The following is a 15,245-nucleotide window of genomic DNA, read 5'->3' as shown; positions in this document are numbered from 1 at the left end:
CTGCAATATCCGCTGCGCCAGGGTGACCACGAAGACTGGATCGGGCCGCAAGTCTGCCCTCGAGGTCGTCCAACCATTCTGCGCGTGTTCCATGCGGGTCCCTGACGTAGATGTCACATGCGATCCGGATGACGGGGTCAACCTCATGGCGAAAGCTAACAGCAGGTAGGGCACCAGAGTTGAATGCCAAATTCCAGTGGGTGAGCTCGCGTTCGACGTCAACGAAGTCCTTGTTCCTCATGCGTTCCATGTTCTGCTCCTATCGGGACTGCACTGTACACCCTTCAGAACATCGGCCTGTTCATGACACTTGTTCATAGTTGCGCCAATCCGGCACGGCTGCGTAACGCGGTGGGGAGCACTGTGGGTTGGCAGCAGATGGCTGCATCGGAGTAAGACATGAACAATTCTCCCCAGAACCAAAACGACCGTCCCAACTCGGATGGCGAGAAGAAGCAGCCAGGCCAGCAGGGTCAGGTGGACGGGAACGAGCTTGGCGGTGAAGACCTCGCCGGAAAGCAAGGCCAGCAACAGCAGCAGCCGGGAAGCAAGGAGCGTGAACAGTCGACCCACGGTCAGGACCAAAAGGGCAGTGCTGGTCGCGATAGCCGCCGTTGACGTCTAAGGAGTGGCCGCGCCCAGCGCGGCTCCTTCTGTATCAATAGGAACGTTGATATGTCGTCCCATGCTCAAGCTGTGAACTTGATGACCAAGATCATGTATCAATCGCGCCCGGCGAGCACGACGACGATGGCTCAGTGCCGAACCTGTCACGGACAGAGTCCTGGAGGGATGGAGTGCGCGCGGTGTTTGACTGAAAAGCTGGGAAGGGTGATCGCCAATCGAGGCGCTGCTCTTTGCTGGCTTGAGTCGTTCCTGAAAGTTCAGCGAGACGAAGCACACGTGTTCATATGTGCAAAGAGAGTTGATGCGTCAGCCTTGTAGCAGTCGCATTCCGGCCTGACATTGCGCAAGCGTATGCTCGTTACATCTAGGAGCAACGCTATGAATTTCCCGATATGCATCTACGATCGAACGGGTACTGGGCTCCGGCTTCCTTCCGAGTGGTGGATAGATCTGCAGTCAGATCTCCCCGCTCTAGTGAACGGTAGTGAGCGCATAGATCTGCCACGTGCCTCGAAAGATGAGCGCCCCCGCCTGGATCCTCAAGTTCTCAATGATCTATCCAGACGAATCCGGGGCTCGCAATGGCTAGATTAGATCCAGCTCAAGCGCCAGGCGTGCGTTGGCTTTTCTTCCGACTTCGCAATGGGCAGTCGATCAGCCCGGCTAGGCTAATGTCTGTCTGGCGCGAAGCTACGGAATCAACCGAGTGCGCAGTCCGCCGCGAAATCATTGACGGCGCTGGCTACGTATATGCTCTCTATGCACCAAATGGACTGCCTTCCCCCCGTCGTGTGGAGCTGCGCATGAGAGCACTTCTGGAAGAAGCCGGGTATGCCTTCACGATGGGGAGTTTGGCTGGGAGGCACCCAGCCGACGGCTGAGGTGCGACGCTGATTATGTCACCCTATTTGGCCACGAAGACTGGCCTTGGCAGCATGTGTTGCCGGGTCGTCGAGCCTTAGGATGTGGTCGAATTCGACCAAGCGCGCGTTACTGACCGCTTGCCGCTTGCCGCTTGCCGCTTCCCGCATCCTGCGCATGCGAGCAGGGTGCCTCCTGGCATGGTCTCCAAGCCAGGTGTTTTGGAATGCGTGATGTGTCGGCAGTGGTTGCAGCGGATGCTGATTGTGTTCACGCGTTCGATATTGCCTTCGTCGCGGCGCAACACATGTATATCCAGAACGTAGAAAAGGCCAGTGTCGGGCATTGCTTAGTACCGAGAACGTTCGTACATGGTGCATTTCGTTGGGCCTGCATCATGTGACGAAGTTCCGAATTCAGCAACATGCGAACCTGACGCGTTCAGGGCTCGTCCGCCACCTCGCGTTGACACGAACCTGTTGCTAGTAAGCTGGTCCCTCGTCAAGGAGGTGTGCCATGCCCATCAGGGCTGTCGTATACGTGAGCAGCGCTGGCGACGAGATCGCCGGCGACAGGCTGGGCCTGTCCAACGGAAAGCTGGATCAAGTTGTGGACGACGCGGCCCGGTTCAACCGTAATGCTGGGGTTACGGGGGTGCTCCTCTTCGATGGCGAACGGTTCCTCCAGTATCTGGAGGGACCGGAAGACGGGCTTTCGGTGTCCTATTCCCGAGTGCTGGGCGCCAGCAGCCACAACGGTGTTGTCGAGCTGCAGAGGGGCAGGGTGGGACAGCGCCGACTGCTGTTCTGGCCCATGAAGTGGCTTCCCGTGGAGCCGGAAGAGTTGCGGCGATTGGCCCACGCGGACTGGACCCGGTTCAATCAGCGCGGCAACGCGGACGACACGAACGCAACGGCGATGGATCTACTGACAGCGTTCGTGACGCCATTCGCCGTGGCAGCTTAGGAAGGCATGCTCTCGGCGCCTATCTGCTCAGTAAGAACCGTCAGAGATTGTTGGAAGGCGGCAGCGAAGAGCTCGCCGCCGTCATCTTTGTGCCTCGCAGCGATGCTGGGCAGCAGCTGGAGCCACGCTAGGTTCAACCGCTCTGGCTCTGGATGGGTGAGTACAGAAATCCGCAGCGCGTATTCCATTGCTTTCAGATAGCCACGGTGGACTTCAATCGCAACTTCACAGGAGTGGAGGCGGTCCAGAAGTTCAGAGACGGCATCGTTCATTTCGGGTCCTCGGTATCGAGTGGATGGTCGGGCGTTGGGTCGAAGAGCGCCAGTAGTCGTTCACGACGGCATTGCTCAAGCCAGTGATGCCAGATCTCTATTTCATCCATCAATCCTGTGGATCCGCAAGCTGGGCACTTCAGAGTCGTGCCCCTGACGTCCGTATGGAATCCAGCATCGTGGGCCAGTGATGACCTAAGCCCACAGTTCTTGCAGGTTGAGCGCACCTGCTCCAGGCGGATGATTGCGCCATTTGGCGCAAGCAGGGGCAGGATCGAGTGGATCCTGAAGGCATTGGGAGGATGCATAGCCGTGCCGCTGAGGGGCTGGACACGGGAGCAAGGGATATTGCACCGGAGAAGAGCCGTGAGGCTGCAGTGTGTGCCAACCAGCGTGAACTGTTCATCACAGCGAGCTGAAGCATCGACCGCCGTCGCACGATCTGCGACGGCCGGCCGTATCCTCCCGGCCATGCCGCTCCCCGCCGACTTCCATTGGACGACCAGGTCTGCCAGCCTCCCGGATGACCCGTTGACTGTGATCGCCTGCCACAGCGTGTGGGTGGTGGCAATGATCCGCCGAGTGAACGACGGCATCTGGATTGCCTCGCTGGATCGGCACCGGCATGGTCCGGGCGGTCCGTTCCGGGTGTGCAGCAGCTACGAGAAGGGCCGCGCGGGGGCCGAGCTGTGGGTGACCAGGCACGAGGCCAGGCTGCGGGAGGACGTGGCCACCATCCTGACCTGGCAGGAGAAGGTCCGCGGCAACCGGCTGGCCAAGGCAGACCTGAAACCGCCGTTCGGCTGGATTAGGTAGGCCGGGACCAGGCCACGTTCGGTAGGCGGGACGCGGTACTTCAGCAAGCGTGTGGGGCTGTCGCCGAAGGATCAACGGGTAGCAGATCGACCAACGATCGTGCGCTGGCTGGAATCAAAAGGTCGCAGTTCTCGGACATCTCTTCCTTTACCCCATGCGCGAGGGTGAAGAGGTGGAGCTGCGCGCCCTCACGTCTGGCAAACTTCATCGCCGGCACGAAATCGCTGTCTGCCGTAACCATCGCGATCACGTCTACATGCTTCTTCAGGGTCAAGGCAGCGATATCCATTCCAATTCGCATGTCTACGCCTTTCTGGCGTATCACCGGCTTCAAGTCAGTTGAGCGAACTTGAAGCGTGCTGCTTTCAGAATCAAACCTTGTAGAGGAACGCTTCAATTTCTTGAATTGGGCGCTCCAACCATCATGCGTACACTCTCCTTTGCGGAGAGCAAAGTGCGGGAGCTTCGCCACCTCTTTGAGCAGTGCCACGTTCTCGTTGAACACATCTGTACTGCCGTACTCGATGGACTCTCCCGTGAGCGGGTGATCGACTGATCTTCCTAAGGGAGCGGCGTCGTAGTAGTAGATGCGGTGAAGTTCAAATCCCGATACAGCTTCATGCTTGCGGATAGAGGCAACCAGTCGCTCAATGTTCGAGGCGGTCACTCCGCCAAGATCTCGCTTGATCTTGCGCTTCACGAACCCCGCATCCAATAACAGCGCGTACCTCTTACCCACGGTATCCCCTTCCTTTGGGCAAAAAAAAGCCGGTTGCAGGTGGAGGTCGAGCCTCTCTTATATGTCACCTGCAAACGGCCGTGTTTTCTTTGGGATGGGGCCTCTGGCCCTTCCGTGGACGAATTATTCCGATCCCGCTCAAACGTCGCAAGTCATTCTGGACCCTCGACAACTCTAAATATCCACAGGATTGTCCACAGGAATCGTCAAGATGTTGGGGTAGGGACGGGTTCTTCCCTACATGTTGTGGTTTTGGCGATAGGAAGATATCCAATATTTGTTCATTTAAGGTTCAGTAAGTGGCGTGACGGATTTCGCATTTCCCTATGTTGGACAATAACTTAGATTCAAAAGATCTCCTGCCGGGCTCTCAAAGTGGGTACTTGAACACCCGCCCCTGGCTGATCGCTGTTTTGATTGCTGACGTGCTCAAAGCCGGTCGCGTCTTCCGCGACGCTGAACCGGCAATCTGCAGCAATGGCGAACTGGCAAAAGGATCCGGCCTCATTGGAGGCCAAGGCTGCGGCCAAGCTGCAGCAGGCGTCGGACCTCGAACGAGATACCTCCGGAAGTTGGCGTTGCCGCGCGCGCCGCCGGCAGAGCGCGCAACGTCTCCGCGCTACGGCCAGCAGTCATCAACGTGCCGCAGGCCGCCTGGTAGGCCTGGATCTGCCTGAGGACCTGCCGTTCTAACGGCTCAGGCCCTTGCGCATCGGCACCACCGTCGCACCGGCGCCGGTAAGCAGTTCGTACAGGGCCTCCACCGCAGCGCGTTTCTCCGCGTCGTACTCGAAGAAGTTGTAATGCCGCTTCTGGACGCCACTCAGGCCGTGGGATTGCAGGTGGCCACGAACTTCTTCCGACAGGCCCAGCGCAGCGAGCCGAGTCTCCACCGTGCGTCGTAGATCGCCCGGCGTGAACGGCGATGTCAGCTCGCCGGCGGCCACCATGCCAGCCACCACCGGATCCATGATTCCCCGGAACTCGTCATAGGTGGCCGGCGCCTTTCCGGCGGTGAGCGAGAACAGGTGCGGCCTGGCGCCGTCGCCGCCGCCTTCACTGTCATCATCGCCGCGCAAGACGGCGAGATCCGCAGCCATCAGCGGGAGCAGTGGCACCAGGTGCACGCGAGGCACGCGGCGACGCCCCTTGATGTCGAGCAAGCGGACGGATCCGGTGCCGGTGTCCGTGTCGTGATCGTGATCAGACCACTTCAGCCGCATCAGCTGTGCAATGCGCTGCCCGCCGGTCAGCAGGTGGAAGCGCACCAGAGCGCCCTCCCTCCCGGGCATCGCCTCGATCCGGCGCCAGTAGGCACGAAGCTCGGCCACCGACAAAACCCGGTCGCGCGGCTGCCCGCTGTCGAGCGTGGCCAGGTCGCGCGCCGGGTTTCTGGATACGTTGAGCACGCGCAGAGCGTCGGGAGCTGCCGCATCCTGCTTCGCTGCGATCGCTGCTGCATACGCCGCCCGCAGATACGACCGGATCTTGCCGCCCTCGCGCAGCTTCTTGGCGCGCACCAGTCGCGACAGGATCGGAAGCAGGTCATCCAGCTCAAGCTCGGACGCCGGGCGCGCCCAGAGGGCTGGCCACGGATCCTCGATGTGGCGCTTGATGGAAGCGCGCGTCGCGGCGGCAGAGACCTTGCCAGCGTCCTCCAAGCTCTGGACGTAGGCTGTCATCAGAGCGCCAAGCGTTGCACCAGATCGGCGTGTCGATTCGGCCAGGGCCTCAGCCTTCGCGCGGTCCACTGCCGCTGCCTCGGCCGCGATCGCGTCGCGCAGATCCCGTTCGCCGGCCTGATACCGCCGTGACAACGCCGCCGCCGCTTCGCGTGCCGCGGTCAGCGCCAGGCCGGTGCCGATCAGCAGACGGTCGCGCTGCCCGTTGGACTTCGTGTACCTGTAGTAGAACCGCAGCTGCCCGCCGGCCAGCTTGCGCACGTCCAGGCAGCCCGCGCCGCGCGGCGCCGGATCTGAGGCCCATTCGCCGGCCGGCAGTGCGGCCAGTCCCTTCGCTGTAAGCATTCCCTTTGATGCGCCCATTGGTGACCGCTCGGTGACCGTTTGTCCATGGAAAGAGGTGGACGATGATGGGCGCAGGTGGTCGCACAACCTGAGAAAATCAACGACTTAGCTTAAAGCCGGGACGTCTGTGGAAGGTTGTGGAAGCCCTATAGAGGCCTCATAATCCCTTGGTTCCAGGTTCGAATCCTGGTGGGCCCACCATAAAAAAAACAGGCACTTAGGCTTACGCCCAAGTGCCTTTTTTGTGCCGGCGGGAAAATTCGCGGGAAAACTCAACGCTTGCGAGGTGGTTTCACGACTGGCAAGTCGTGATCGTAGCGGCCCGTAGTGGTGGGCGATTGTGCCCGGCCGCATCCTGCTTGTCGCCACGGTTGCCCTCGGTGTTGGACGTGAGCCATGCGCGCCTGATGGGTGGCAGGCCCTGCGAGGACGCCATCTGGCGCCAGATCGTGACCGTGCTGGACGCGGCGGACCGTGGCTGTGACCTGTTCGATATCGAGGAACTGCGCCGTGACTACAGCGCCGAGGAGTTCGCCAACCTGCTGATGTGCGAGTTCGTGGACGACAGCGCCAGTGTGTTCCCGCTCACGATGCTGCAGCCCTGCCAGGTCGATTACAAGCCGTTTGCCGTCCGGCCCTACGGCGACCGCGCCGTGTGGATCGGCTACGACCCGGCTGAGACCGGCGACAGCGCGGGCATCGTGGTTGTGGCCCCGCCGCTGGTGCCTGGGGGCAAGTTCCGCGTGCTGGAACGCCACCAGTTCAAGGGCATGGAGTTCAAAGACCAGGCGGCGTTCATCGAGCAGATCACCAAGCGCTATTGGGTGACCTACATCGGCGTGGATGCGACCGGCATGGGCACCTGCGTTGCTCAGCTGGTGCGCCAGTTCTTCCCCGGCGTGACTGTCTTCAACTATTCGCCCGAGGTGAAAACGCGGCTGGTGCTGAAAGCCTATGACGTAATCAATGACGAACGGCAGGAATACGACGCCGGCTGGATCGACCTCACGCAGTCACTGCTGGCGATCCAGAAAACCATCACCCCGAGCGGGCGCCAGGTGACCTACACCGCCGGGCGCTCGCGTACCACCGGCCATGCTGACTTGGCTTGGGCACTCACGCACGCGCTGCAGAGCGAGCCGCTGGAAGGCGGACGGGCTGCGCGCGGCACCATGGAGATTTTCTGATGACCGACACCGACCAGAGCGCCATCGCCGCGCCGCCGGTGAGTATCGAAGCCTTCACCTTTGGCGAGGCCAGCCCTGTGCTGGAATCACGCGGCTTCCTCGACTACCTCGAATGCTGGCGCAATGGCCGCTACTTCGAGCCGCCGGTGGATCTGCAAGGGCTGTCGCGCACCACGCGCTCCAACCCGTACCTGCACAGTGGCCTGACGTTCAAACGCAACATGCTGGTGCGCACGTTCCGGCCGCACCGGCTGCTGAGCCGCGAGGCGTTCTCGCAGCTGGCGCTGGACTACACCACCTTCGGCATGGGGTATGTCGAGCGTCGCCGCGCCATGTCAGGCGCCGCGCACAGCCTGGCCGTCCCGCTGGCGCAGTACGTGCGCCGTGGCGTGCAGCCCGGTGAGTTCTTCCCGGTGCGTGCCGCACGGGTAGAGCATGAGTTTCCCGCCGGTGAGGTGTTCCAGCTGCGAGAGGCAGATGCTGATCAGGAGATCTACGGCCTGCCGGAGTGGATGCCAGCCGTACAGGCCGCGCTGCTGAACGAGTCGGCCACGCTGTTCCGCCGGAAGTATTACAACAACGGTTCGCACGCCGGCTACATTCTCTACATGACCGACCCCCAACCCGAGGGCTTGGACGTGGACGCGTTGCGCGACGCGCTGCGGCAGTCGCGCGGGCCGGGCAATTTCAAGAACCTGTTCGTGCACTCGCCCAATGGGAAGAAGGACGGCTTGCAGGTGACCCCGGTCAGTGAGGTGGCGGTCCGAGATGAGTTCACCGGGATCAAGAGTGTGACCCGCGATGACATGTTGGCGGTGCTCCGGGTGCCACCGCAGCTTCTGGGTATCGTGCCGCAGAACAGTGGCGGGTTTGGGTCGATCCGCGACGCGGCGGGCGTGTGGGCGGCGATGGAACTGGCGCCGCTGCAGGCGCGCATGGCAGCTATTAACGAGTGGCTGGGCCAGGACGTGATCCGCTTCGAACCCTTCGAACTGGAGGCGACCGCATGATGATTCGAGAGCGCCCGAGCTGCAGCGTGGGCGCTCACTTGTGGGCCAAGGCGGTGGAATGAATGGCGCCGATAGCACAGTGACGGCTTTATCTCGAGAACGATGGCCCGTCTTGCGTATGCGCCTGCTGTGCCGGTTGTTGTTCAAGGCTCGCTGCTTGTGATTGGCTCAACGCATCAGCGCGATGGAGCGATTCCGCCTCCGGTGCGCGAAGCGCATCCATCGTATTCATATGGCCTCGACGATGGGCGGGATCGTCCATTGCTCCCTCGACTATGAAGACCCTCTCACCTCGAGCTAGGTTCTCTGTCGGATTGTTCAAGACAACATGGTCAACCCGTGAAAGGCTCTGCTCCTTCGCCAGTACCAGCAAGCTTGCAGACATGCGCTGACTCGACTCGTCCCAAGGTTTCCCATGCTCTGCGTCCAGGCGTTCCACACCTGCCCTAATCTGCATGTAGAGAGAGCGGTCAGCATCGCCGAGTTCAGGGGCTGAGGAGGATGCTCGCTGCCGTGAGGGCGAGTCGTCGCTGTCCGAACCGACTCTTTCCGCAACCGCAATGCGCTCGGCGTCAAATTCTGGATCTGGCCTACGCCGCCGTTGCGTGGGTGCTATTTCCCGGTCGTAGTAGTCGCCATAGTAGAGTTCGTATGTCGCATGAGGACCAACAGACGGAGCCTCTGTCTTGAACACCTCAGCGATCTGTCCAAGTGCTTGGTTACGGTTGATCCGTCCGGCCTGGAGTTCCGCCGCAATGGTTCCGTATTGTTGTGGACGATTACCTGTGCCGGAAACGCCAATATCTGGACCGCCAGCTGCAACGATCTCACGCTGGACCTGGACATTGCTGAGAGTCGCGGCGGCTTCTCCTCGCAGCTCGCTGTTCACATAGGCTTGCTTAGAAGTTCGATTTTCGGGTTCGGTGAAGAGATGGTGCCCAACTTCGTGAGCAAGAGAACTTGCGATCCTTGAGCCTTGCCCAATCGCATTCTCGTCAATAACGATCTTGACGCCGGGTATAAGATAAGTGCCTTCACCGGCTGCCCCCCATTGGATAACGATACCTTCACGCCTCGCCTGGGTGAGGCCCGCCTGAAGTGTTGGGGATTTTGCTAGAAGCGGCGCCAAGGAGGGGTCGTCCAATGGCGATGCAGGACGCCGTGTGGCTCCTGGGCGGCCTCCCTCCTGCGGCTGCGGCAGTCCAGATTCTTCAGTACGCTCCATGCTCCGGCTCCTTCGCAATAACAGGGATCAGCGCTGACTGATCGATATGTAGGTCAGCGTCACGTTATCGGAATCGAGTCCGAGCACGACCTTTGCATCGTTCACCTGCGCAGACCAGTAAGGGCGAGAGCCAGGCGCGTCAGGCCGAGATGGATGTTTGGTCGAGTTTTCCCAGATGATTTCCTCGAGCGCAATGCTTGGTGGTGCGATCTCAAAGATCAGGTTCGCGAGCGCAGGATCGTCAGCAGCACTTCTCAGCCTGATGTTCCGGACCTCAAGGTCGCCCAACATTCCGTGTTCTGCGATCCGTTCGTCAATCACGTCCTGGCGTGTCGGCTCTCCCAGATGCGTGTGGAGCTGTTCATTTAACGCGTCGACATCATCAAAACGTACACTAGACAGGCGCTCGATGTCGTTCTTGAATCGCTCCATACCAATTTCACTCCCTGATTTGACGGACTGTCTTTGATTAGATTTATGCGATGGGGTTGGTGAGGCACCGCTCGAACACGCTGACAGTATCAACGCTGAAACGGCTATTGAGAGGCAGCGATACGCTGCAAGCCGGAGGTGACTCCGATCTCCGCGCCTTGATGAAGTAGCGCATTTGTCGAGCCATGCATCCATGAAGGTACCTCTCGCGCCAGGAACACTGTCCCGAATCTAGCACAACGTCTTGTGATGCACGGGTCGGAACCCCCACCGGATAGCGATTTTGGGAGATTTCGCGCAGTGTTAGATTATTCGTTTAGTTGGAAGGGGCGAGCACGGGGTGGGCAAGAGGAAGCAATCGCGACAACCAGGGAGGTTGCAATCAACCATTTCTTCGAAATCACTGCTTTCATCGTGCGCCATGTTGGGTGAGTAGGAAACTTCTGTTGGGTTACAAGCAGCAGGATCTGTATATGGCCTCAGACATCTCGTTGGATCGCTCTATCTGGTTGGGCTGCAGCAGTTCGGAGAGTCTCGCAATGGATGCCGCTGATTGGCTATTGGGGTGCGCGCGCTGATATGCGAGCCAGTATGCAAGGCTCTTTTCAGGGGATTTGTCGGCAATGATCCCTCGGTCATGGATGTCAGCAAGGGCTTCAATCGAGTCGACGCTTCCCTGTGATACCGACTCATTTAGATAATCAATCGCATCCCTTCGATAATTGGTTATCCGTTCCGGATCCTTGAGCGCTTCAGTCAAGTTTCCAATGATGGCTTTCGGGTCTTTGGCGAAAATCAGTCTCGCTTCGACCGACCCTTGGGCGGCAGCAAGAGAGAGCCAATTCTCATCTCCGAGTTCCGTTCGCCCTATCAGCCCTTGGCAGTGGCCAATCTCCTGGTCGATTTCCACTGATGCGTAGGCCTTGTACTCATCGGCATCACCTGAGTTAAGCGCCCGCTTGCAACTGGCAATGCGGTTATGGATCTCATAGCTCGACTGGGCATCGCCGGCCCGTGCAGCCGCGATGCGCCTGTCAATGTATTCCGAGGCGTCGCCTTCGTAGTGAGGTGTTTCGATCTTGAGCAGAAATGCCTTGCCACCCAAAGCCACTGTTGATTCGATGGATTGGTGTGGCGAACGCAAGGATTGATGAATGCTTGATTCAGATGCGATATCCGTTGACGAAGTGCTTTTTTCACTGAGAGGAACCTCATCTCCTTTGCTTTCTGACATCGGATGGTCTGCAGGCCAACCAGGAAATGGTTGCGACTACGCCGATGACGAACATTCCATATATGAGAATTCTACTGATCTTCACTTGATTCCTTTTCCCTTGTCGTCGCGGAGCTTTGCGATGGACTGACCTCGGGCCGTGGTGATAGCTGATTTCGGCGCTGATCCCCTGCCTCTCGATTCCCGGGATTTCATATTGCGGGGTGATATTCACTGTCAACCAGAAATTCGTTGCAGCGGGCTACGCTTTGCTCTTGCGTGTTCTCAGTCACGCATCGGTGGACGTAAAGCGACAAATACCCTTCCTCGGAAGGCGAGCGCATGAGTGGCAAAATGGCCATTCCGTGCCGCGGTAGCAATTGGCTTGTTCTCTCGCTAGCCCGACGGCGGCCGCCGCAGTTGCGATCTCATCGCGAAGGTTGCGCCCTCCCTCCTGGTGCGGCCGCGACGCGATCGCGTTGACCGTTGGCCTTGGTGTATCTGTAGCGGAACCTGGGCCCACCGCCGGCGAGCTTCCGCACATCCGGGCAGCCCACACCATGCGACGCTGGATCCGAGGCCCGTTGGGCGATCGGCAAGGTGGCCAGTCCGTTCTCTCCGAGCATTCCCTTCATTGCGCCCATTGGCGACCGCTCGGCGACCTTTTGTCAGCGGAAGGAGGTGCACAAAGATGAGCGAAGATGGTCGCGGGGCCTGGGAATCAGCCGCGTGGTTTACGGCTGGAAGGTCTGTGGAGGCGCGTGGAAGCGCTGTAGAGGTCCCATAATCCGTCGATTCCAGATTCGAATCGTGATGGGCCCCCACGCGACCTCGCACGACCTGTTGCAGGTCTCATTGCTCCCGCCCCCCGCGCGACCCGGAGCGTCGGTACCATCTGATCCGCACACAGGGATCGACCATGCCCAACACCGATACACCGGTGGAAGACTTCGCCACCGAAATCGAAGACAGCCGGCACCTGTTCGCCTGGTGTCTGGTCCACTATGGCCAGGTGCCCGAGGCGCAGGCACTCGAACAGGCGCGGAAGCGCTATCCCGACCAGAGCCCCGGCCGCGAATACGAACACGCGCTGATCTTCCACGACGAGCCCTGGCACTGGGCGATGCTGCACATGAAGGGCGAAGGGTATTGGCAGCAGCACCCGGAACTGGCGGAGCCGTCGCTGGACTACGAAGCCGAATCGGACGCACTGTGCCTGGCCCGCGGTGAGCAGGTGCCACTGCTGGATGAGGACGAGTACCTGGGCGCGCTCGCGCATGCACGCCACATGCGTGCATGGACGCTGGTCCATCAGGCGGGTCGTTCGCCGGATGAAGCGCGCCAGGAGGCGCTTGGTCACTACGCGTATCATCCGCGCCATCATCGCGGGCGACTTCAGGTTCACGATCCGCGTGACGGCTGGTGCCATGTGATGAGCGCATTGCATGGCAACGACTACTGGGCGCGACCAGAGCTGCGGGAACCGCCACAGGCCTATTGGAGCGAGTCCCGCGCCTTTGTTTCGGCGCAGAGAATCCGCTTGCCGGACCCTCCGGGCTGAGGCCTGCTCAGCCAGCGAAGGCGCAGCGCCATCGATCACCGCACTCTGTGCCGAATGACACATGCCCTGCCATTTCTGCTGGCGGGAAGATGGCGGCATCCTGAAGTGGAGTGATCTGATGCCTGTTACGCTCAGTCGTCGCACCTTCCTGGCCAATGCCGCGGCTGTTCCGGCGGCCACGCTCATTCCCACCGGTGTTGCCACCCCAGCGCGGCCAAGCGTCACCACCGCGAGCCTGATCGACGCGGAACGCGGCGTGATCCGCTCGGCCATGGACGGCAGCGGCATCGGTGCCGCTGCCGTCTGCCTGGTCGAAGGCGGGCAGGTGCGCTGGACTGAAGGCTTCGGTCACGTATCAGGCCAGGGCAGCGTGCCCGTAGACGCCAGCACGATGTTCAGCATCCAGTCCACCTCGAAGAACTTCGCGGCGGTGGCGGTGCTGTTGGCCGTGCAGGACGGCATCCTTGATCTGGACGCGCCCATTACCCGCTATCTGCCGTCGTTCACGGTGCGCAGCCGCTTCGAGCATGCTCCACAGGAGCGCATCAGCCTGCGCCTGCTGCTTGCCAATCGCGCGGGATTCACGCACGAGGCGCCCCTGGGCAACAACTACGAACCGGCGTCGCCGAGCTTTGATGCGCACGTCCGCAGCATCTCGCAGACATGGCTGCGCTTTCCGGTGGGTACGCGCTATCGCTACTCCAACCTGGGCTTCGACCTTGCCGGTCATGTCCTTGAGCAGGTTGCGGGCATCAGCTATCCGGCCTGGCTGCAGCGCCGGATCTTCGAGCCGCTGGGAATGCACGACAGTACGGCCGATGCGTCGGTCTACCTGGCAAGCAAGGTGCGGGCACTGGGAACCCAGGATGGCCATACGCAGGTACCGCCGGTGACGCCGCTGGTGGTGTCGGGAGGCGTGTGGACCAGTGCCGCCGACATGGCGAAGTATCTTGGCTTCCTGCTCGGTGGCGGCCGATCCGGTGCGCAGCAACTGCTTGAGCCCCGTCTCTGGGACGAGATGCATGGTTTCGGCCTGGGCGGCGACTACGGGCTCGGTGTCATGCGCAGCGAACGCCTCTACGGCAGTACACCGGTGCGGCTGCTGCACCACCGCGGCGGGGGCTTCGGATTCGGGTGCGTGTTCACCTACTGCAGGCAGGCAAACGCTGGATTTGCCGCGATGTTCAATCGCGCGACGTCTGCGGGGTACGGCATCGGCGAGCGTCTGCTCGATCAGCTGTTGTCGGCGCGTTTCGGGCCCCGTCAGCCGCGTGTGCCCCTATCAAGCCTGGCGCCGATCAGGTTGAACCAGGACCAGATGCAGCAGATGGCGGGAAGCTGGATCGGGCGCAGCGGCAAGGCGAAGATCGGGGTTGCCGGAAACGGGGAGCTGCAACTGCATCGAGGGGCGCACGCCGAGGGTACCCGCTTTGCGGCCATCGACGGCGATCAACTTTTCACTGTGGACACCGATGGAGAGGTTGCGACGTACCGTTACCATGCGGCGACGGACATGCTGCCGGCGTACCTGGAATGCAGCAACGGCGAGGATGGCCTGGACCAGAACGATCCCATCGATGGGCCCACCGGGCCGCAGGCGCCCCATTGGCAACCCTGGCTGGGACGCTATCGCGTTGACCAATGGGGCAAACCATCGATGTTCGTTGTGCTGGAGCAACGACACGGCTGGCTGTACATCGATGGCATCCGCCTGGTTGCTGAGGTGGAGCCAGGATTGTTGTTCACCAGCGATGGCGAAGCGGTGGATTTTCGCGGCTCCCAGCCGACATGGCGCAACCTGCGCCTGCGGCGCGTCGCGCCCATGGGCCAGGGGTGATGGCGGCATGCCGCGCGCTCATCCGCGCCGCCCACGCCCATCGATGCTGTAACGTCCCGCCCCGGTGCACGCCAGCAGCAGGAAGCCGCCGGCGAGGCCCAGGTTCTTCAGGAACATGATCTGCTGGGTCTGATCGGCGAAGTTGTGGTGGAAGATGAAAGCGGTGACCAGGCTGAAGCCTGCGAGCACGACCGCCACCAGCCGGGTCTGGAAGCCGAGCAGGATGCACAGGCCGCTGCCGATTTCGAAGGCGATGGTCGGCCAGAGCAGGATGCCGGGAACTCCCATTGCCTCCATGTAGCCCTGGGTACCACTGAGATCGCCGAGCTTGCCCAGCCCGGAGACCAGGAACAGGGCCATCAGCAGGATGCGTGCAAGCAGGTAGGCGAGCGAATGCGATGAAGTGCTCACGTCGAGGTCCTCGGAGATGGCCGACGCAGGCGATCGGAGCCCACCGGCGGTGAAGCCCGCG

General features: G+C 60.9%; 15 protein-coding genes. 8 read left to right on the top strand and 7 right to left on the bottom strand.

Annotated elements, in window-relative coordinates:
- Positions 1 to 399 precede the first annotated feature (399 nt).
- The 3 genes from ACSYHF_RS17845 (at position 400) to ACSYHF_RS17835 (ending at position 2,454) form a co-directional block, all read left to right on the top strand.
- Complete coding sequence (locus ACSYHF_RS17845; RefSeq protein WP_103282862.1) at positions 400 to 618, top strand: hypothetical protein; 219 nt, start codon at positions 400 to 402, stop codon at positions 616 to 618.
- 590 nt (positions 619 to 1,208) lie between these two features.
- Positions 1,209 to 1,508, top strand: coding sequence for a hypothetical protein (locus ACSYHF_RS17840; RefSeq protein WP_447575868.1), 300 nt, complete (start codon positions 1,209 to 1,211; stop codon positions 1,506 to 1,508).
- A gap of 496 nt (positions 1,509 to 2,004) precedes the next feature.
- Positions 2,005 to 2,454 (top strand): BLUF domain-containing protein, encoded by a 450-nt coding sequence (locus tag ACSYHF_RS17835; protein WP_447575867.1) that lies wholly within the window; start codon positions 2,005 to 2,007, stop codon positions 2,452 to 2,454.
- On the opposite strand, the gene ACSYHF_RS17830 is transcribed toward ACSYHF_RS17835, so the two are convergent.
- Positions 2,451 to 2,726 carry a hypothetical protein gene (locus ACSYHF_RS17830; RefSeq protein WP_103282856.1) on the bottom strand — a complete coding sequence of 92 codons (276 nt, stop codon included), beginning with the start codon at positions 2,724 to 2,726 and terminating at the stop codon, positions 2,451 to 2,453. The genes ACSYHF_RS17835 and ACSYHF_RS17830 overlap by 4 nt on opposite strands.
- A gap of 531 nt (positions 2,727 to 3,257) precedes the next feature.
- Here ACSYHF_RS17830 and ACSYHF_RS17825 point away from each other — a divergent pair.
- Positions 3,258 to 3,542, top strand: coding sequence for a hypothetical protein (locus ACSYHF_RS17825; RefSeq protein WP_447575866.1), 285 nt, complete (start codon positions 3,258 to 3,260; stop codon positions 3,540 to 3,542).
- Between the two features lie 40 nt (positions 3,543 to 3,582).
- Here the strand turns inward: ACSYHF_RS17825 and ACSYHF_RS17820 are convergent, their stop codons facing one another.
- The gene (locus ACSYHF_RS17820; protein WP_447575865.1) at positions 3,583 to 4,242 is read right to left on the bottom strand and encodes an NYN domain-containing protein; all 660 of its coding nucleotides are present in this window, start codon (positions 4,240 to 4,242) and stop codon (positions 3,583 to 3,585) included.
- Positions 4,243 to 4,970: 728 nt separating this feature from the next.
- Positions 4,971 to 6,326, bottom strand: a complete 1,356-nt coding sequence (locus tag ACSYHF_RS17815) for a hypothetical protein (RefSeq protein ID WP_447575864.1) — start codon at positions 6,324 to 6,326, stop codon at positions 4,971 to 4,973.
- A 431-nt stretch (positions 6,327 to 6,757) separates the two neighbouring features.
- Between ACSYHF_RS17815 and ACSYHF_RS17810 the strand changes: the two genes are divergently transcribed.
- Positions 6,758 to 7,495 carry a phage terminase large subunit family protein gene (locus ACSYHF_RS17810; RefSeq protein WP_447575863.1) on the top strand — a complete coding sequence of 246 codons (738 nt, stop codon included), beginning with the start codon at positions 6,758 to 6,760 and terminating at the stop codon, positions 7,493 to 7,495.
- Positions 7,495 to 8,505 (top strand): phage portal protein, encoded by a 1,011-nt coding sequence (locus tag ACSYHF_RS17805; protein ID WP_447575862.1) that lies wholly within the window; start codon positions 7,495 to 7,497, stop codon positions 8,503 to 8,505. Before ACSYHF_RS17810 ends, ACSYHF_RS17805 begins: the two co-directional genes overlap by 1 nt.
- Positions 8,506 to 8,593: 88 nt before the next feature.
- Here ACSYHF_RS17805 and ACSYHF_RS17800 read toward each other — a convergent pair whose 3' ends face one another.
- The 3 genes from ACSYHF_RS17800 to ACSYHF_RS17790 all read right to left on the bottom strand — a co-directional run bounded on the left by ACSYHF_RS17800 (position 8,594) and on the right by ACSYHF_RS17790 (position 11,396).
- On the bottom strand, positions 8,594 to 9,730 hold the full coding sequence (locus ACSYHF_RS17800) for an XVIPCD domain-containing protein (protein ID WP_095378155.1): 1,137 nt from the start codon (positions 9,728 to 9,730) through the stop codon (positions 8,594 to 8,596).
- A 27-nt stretch (positions 9,731 to 9,757) separates the two neighbouring features.
- Entirely contained in the window at positions 9,758 to 10,162 is a 405-nt protein-coding gene (locus tag ACSYHF_RS17795) for a hypothetical protein (RefSeq protein ID WP_005419578.1), read from the bottom strand.
- Between the two features lie 451 nt (positions 10,163 to 10,613).
- On the bottom strand, positions 10,614 to 11,396 hold the full coding sequence (locus tag ACSYHF_RS17790) for a hypothetical protein (protein ID WP_146256612.1): 783 nt from the start codon (positions 11,394 to 11,396) through the stop codon (positions 10,614 to 10,616).
- An 898-nt stretch (positions 11,397 to 12,294) separates the two neighbouring features.
- Here ACSYHF_RS17790 and ACSYHF_RS17785 point away from each other — a divergent pair.
- Positions 12,295 to 12,936 carry a hypothetical protein gene (locus tag ACSYHF_RS17785; protein ID WP_447575861.1) on the top strand — a complete coding sequence of 214 codons (642 nt, stop codon included), beginning with the start codon at positions 12,295 to 12,297 and terminating at the stop codon, positions 12,934 to 12,936.
- Positions 12,937 to 12,997: 61 nt separating this feature from the next.
- On the top strand, positions 12,998 to 14,773 hold the full coding sequence (locus ACSYHF_RS17780) for a serine hydrolase domain-containing protein (protein WP_447575860.1): 1,776 nt from the start codon (positions 12,998 to 13,000) through the stop codon (positions 14,771 to 14,773).
- 18 nt (positions 14,774 to 14,791) lie between these two features.
- On the opposite strand, the gene ACSYHF_RS17775 is transcribed toward ACSYHF_RS17780, so the two are convergent.
- Positions 14,792 to 15,184: a DoxX family protein gene (locus ACSYHF_RS17775; RefSeq protein WP_019660763.1), complete on the bottom strand. Its 393-nt coding sequence runs from the start codon at positions 15,182 to 15,184 to the stop codon at positions 14,792 to 14,794.
- Positions 15,185 to 15,245 lie beyond the last annotated feature (61 nt).

Source organism: Stenotrophomonas maltophilia group sp. P373 (assembly GCF_053295075.1).
The sequence above is the reverse complement of the archived record's forward strand: the minus strand, read 5'-3'. Positions and strand labels throughout refer to the sequence as shown.

What these genes read in the sequence shown, in the direction of transcription:
- ACSYHF_RS17845 (WP_103282862.1), top strand. Translation starts at nt 400, where the DNA reads ATGAACAATTCTCCCCAGAACCAAAACGACCGTCCCAACTCGGATGGC.
- ACSYHF_RS17840 (WP_447575868.1), top strand. Translation starts at nt 1,209, where the DNA reads ATGGCTAGATTAGATCCAGCTCAAGCGCCAGGCGTGCGTTGGCTTTTC.
- ACSYHF_RS17835 (WP_447575867.1), top strand. Translation starts at nt 2,005, where the DNA reads ATGCCCATCAGGGCTGTCGTATACGTGAGCAGCGCTGGCGACGAGATC.
- ACSYHF_RS17830 (WP_103282856.1), bottom strand. Translation starts at nt 2,726, where the DNA reads ATGAACGATGCCGTCTCTGAACTTCTGGACCGCCTCCACTCCTGTGAA.
- ACSYHF_RS17815 (WP_447575864.1), bottom strand. Translation starts at nt 6,326, where the DNA reads ATGGGCGCATCAAAGGGAATGCTTACAGCGAAGGGACTGGCCGCACTG.
- ACSYHF_RS17805 (WP_447575862.1), top strand. Translation starts at nt 7,495, where the DNA reads ATGACCGACACCGACCAGAGCGCCATCGCCGCGCCGCCGGTGAGTATC.
- ACSYHF_RS17800 (WP_095378155.1), bottom strand. Translation starts at nt 9,730, where the DNA reads ATGGAGCGTACTGAAGAATCTGGACTGCCGCAGCCGCAGGAGGGAGGC.
- ACSYHF_RS17795 (WP_005419578.1), bottom strand. Translation starts at nt 10,162, where the DNA reads ATGGAGCGATTCAAGAACGACATCGAGCGCCTGTCTAGTGTACGTTTT.
- ACSYHF_RS17790 (WP_146256612.1), bottom strand. Translation starts at nt 11,396, where the DNA reads ATGTCAGAAAGCAAAGGAGATGAGGTTCCTCTCAGTGAAAAAAGCACT.
- ACSYHF_RS17785 (WP_447575861.1), top strand. Translation starts at nt 12,295, where the DNA reads ATGCCCAACACCGATACACCGGTGGAAGACTTCGCCACCGAAATCGAA.
- ACSYHF_RS17780 (WP_447575860.1), top strand. Translation starts at nt 12,998, where the DNA reads ATGCCCTGCCATTTCTGCTGGCGGGAAGATGGCGGCATCCTGAAGTGG.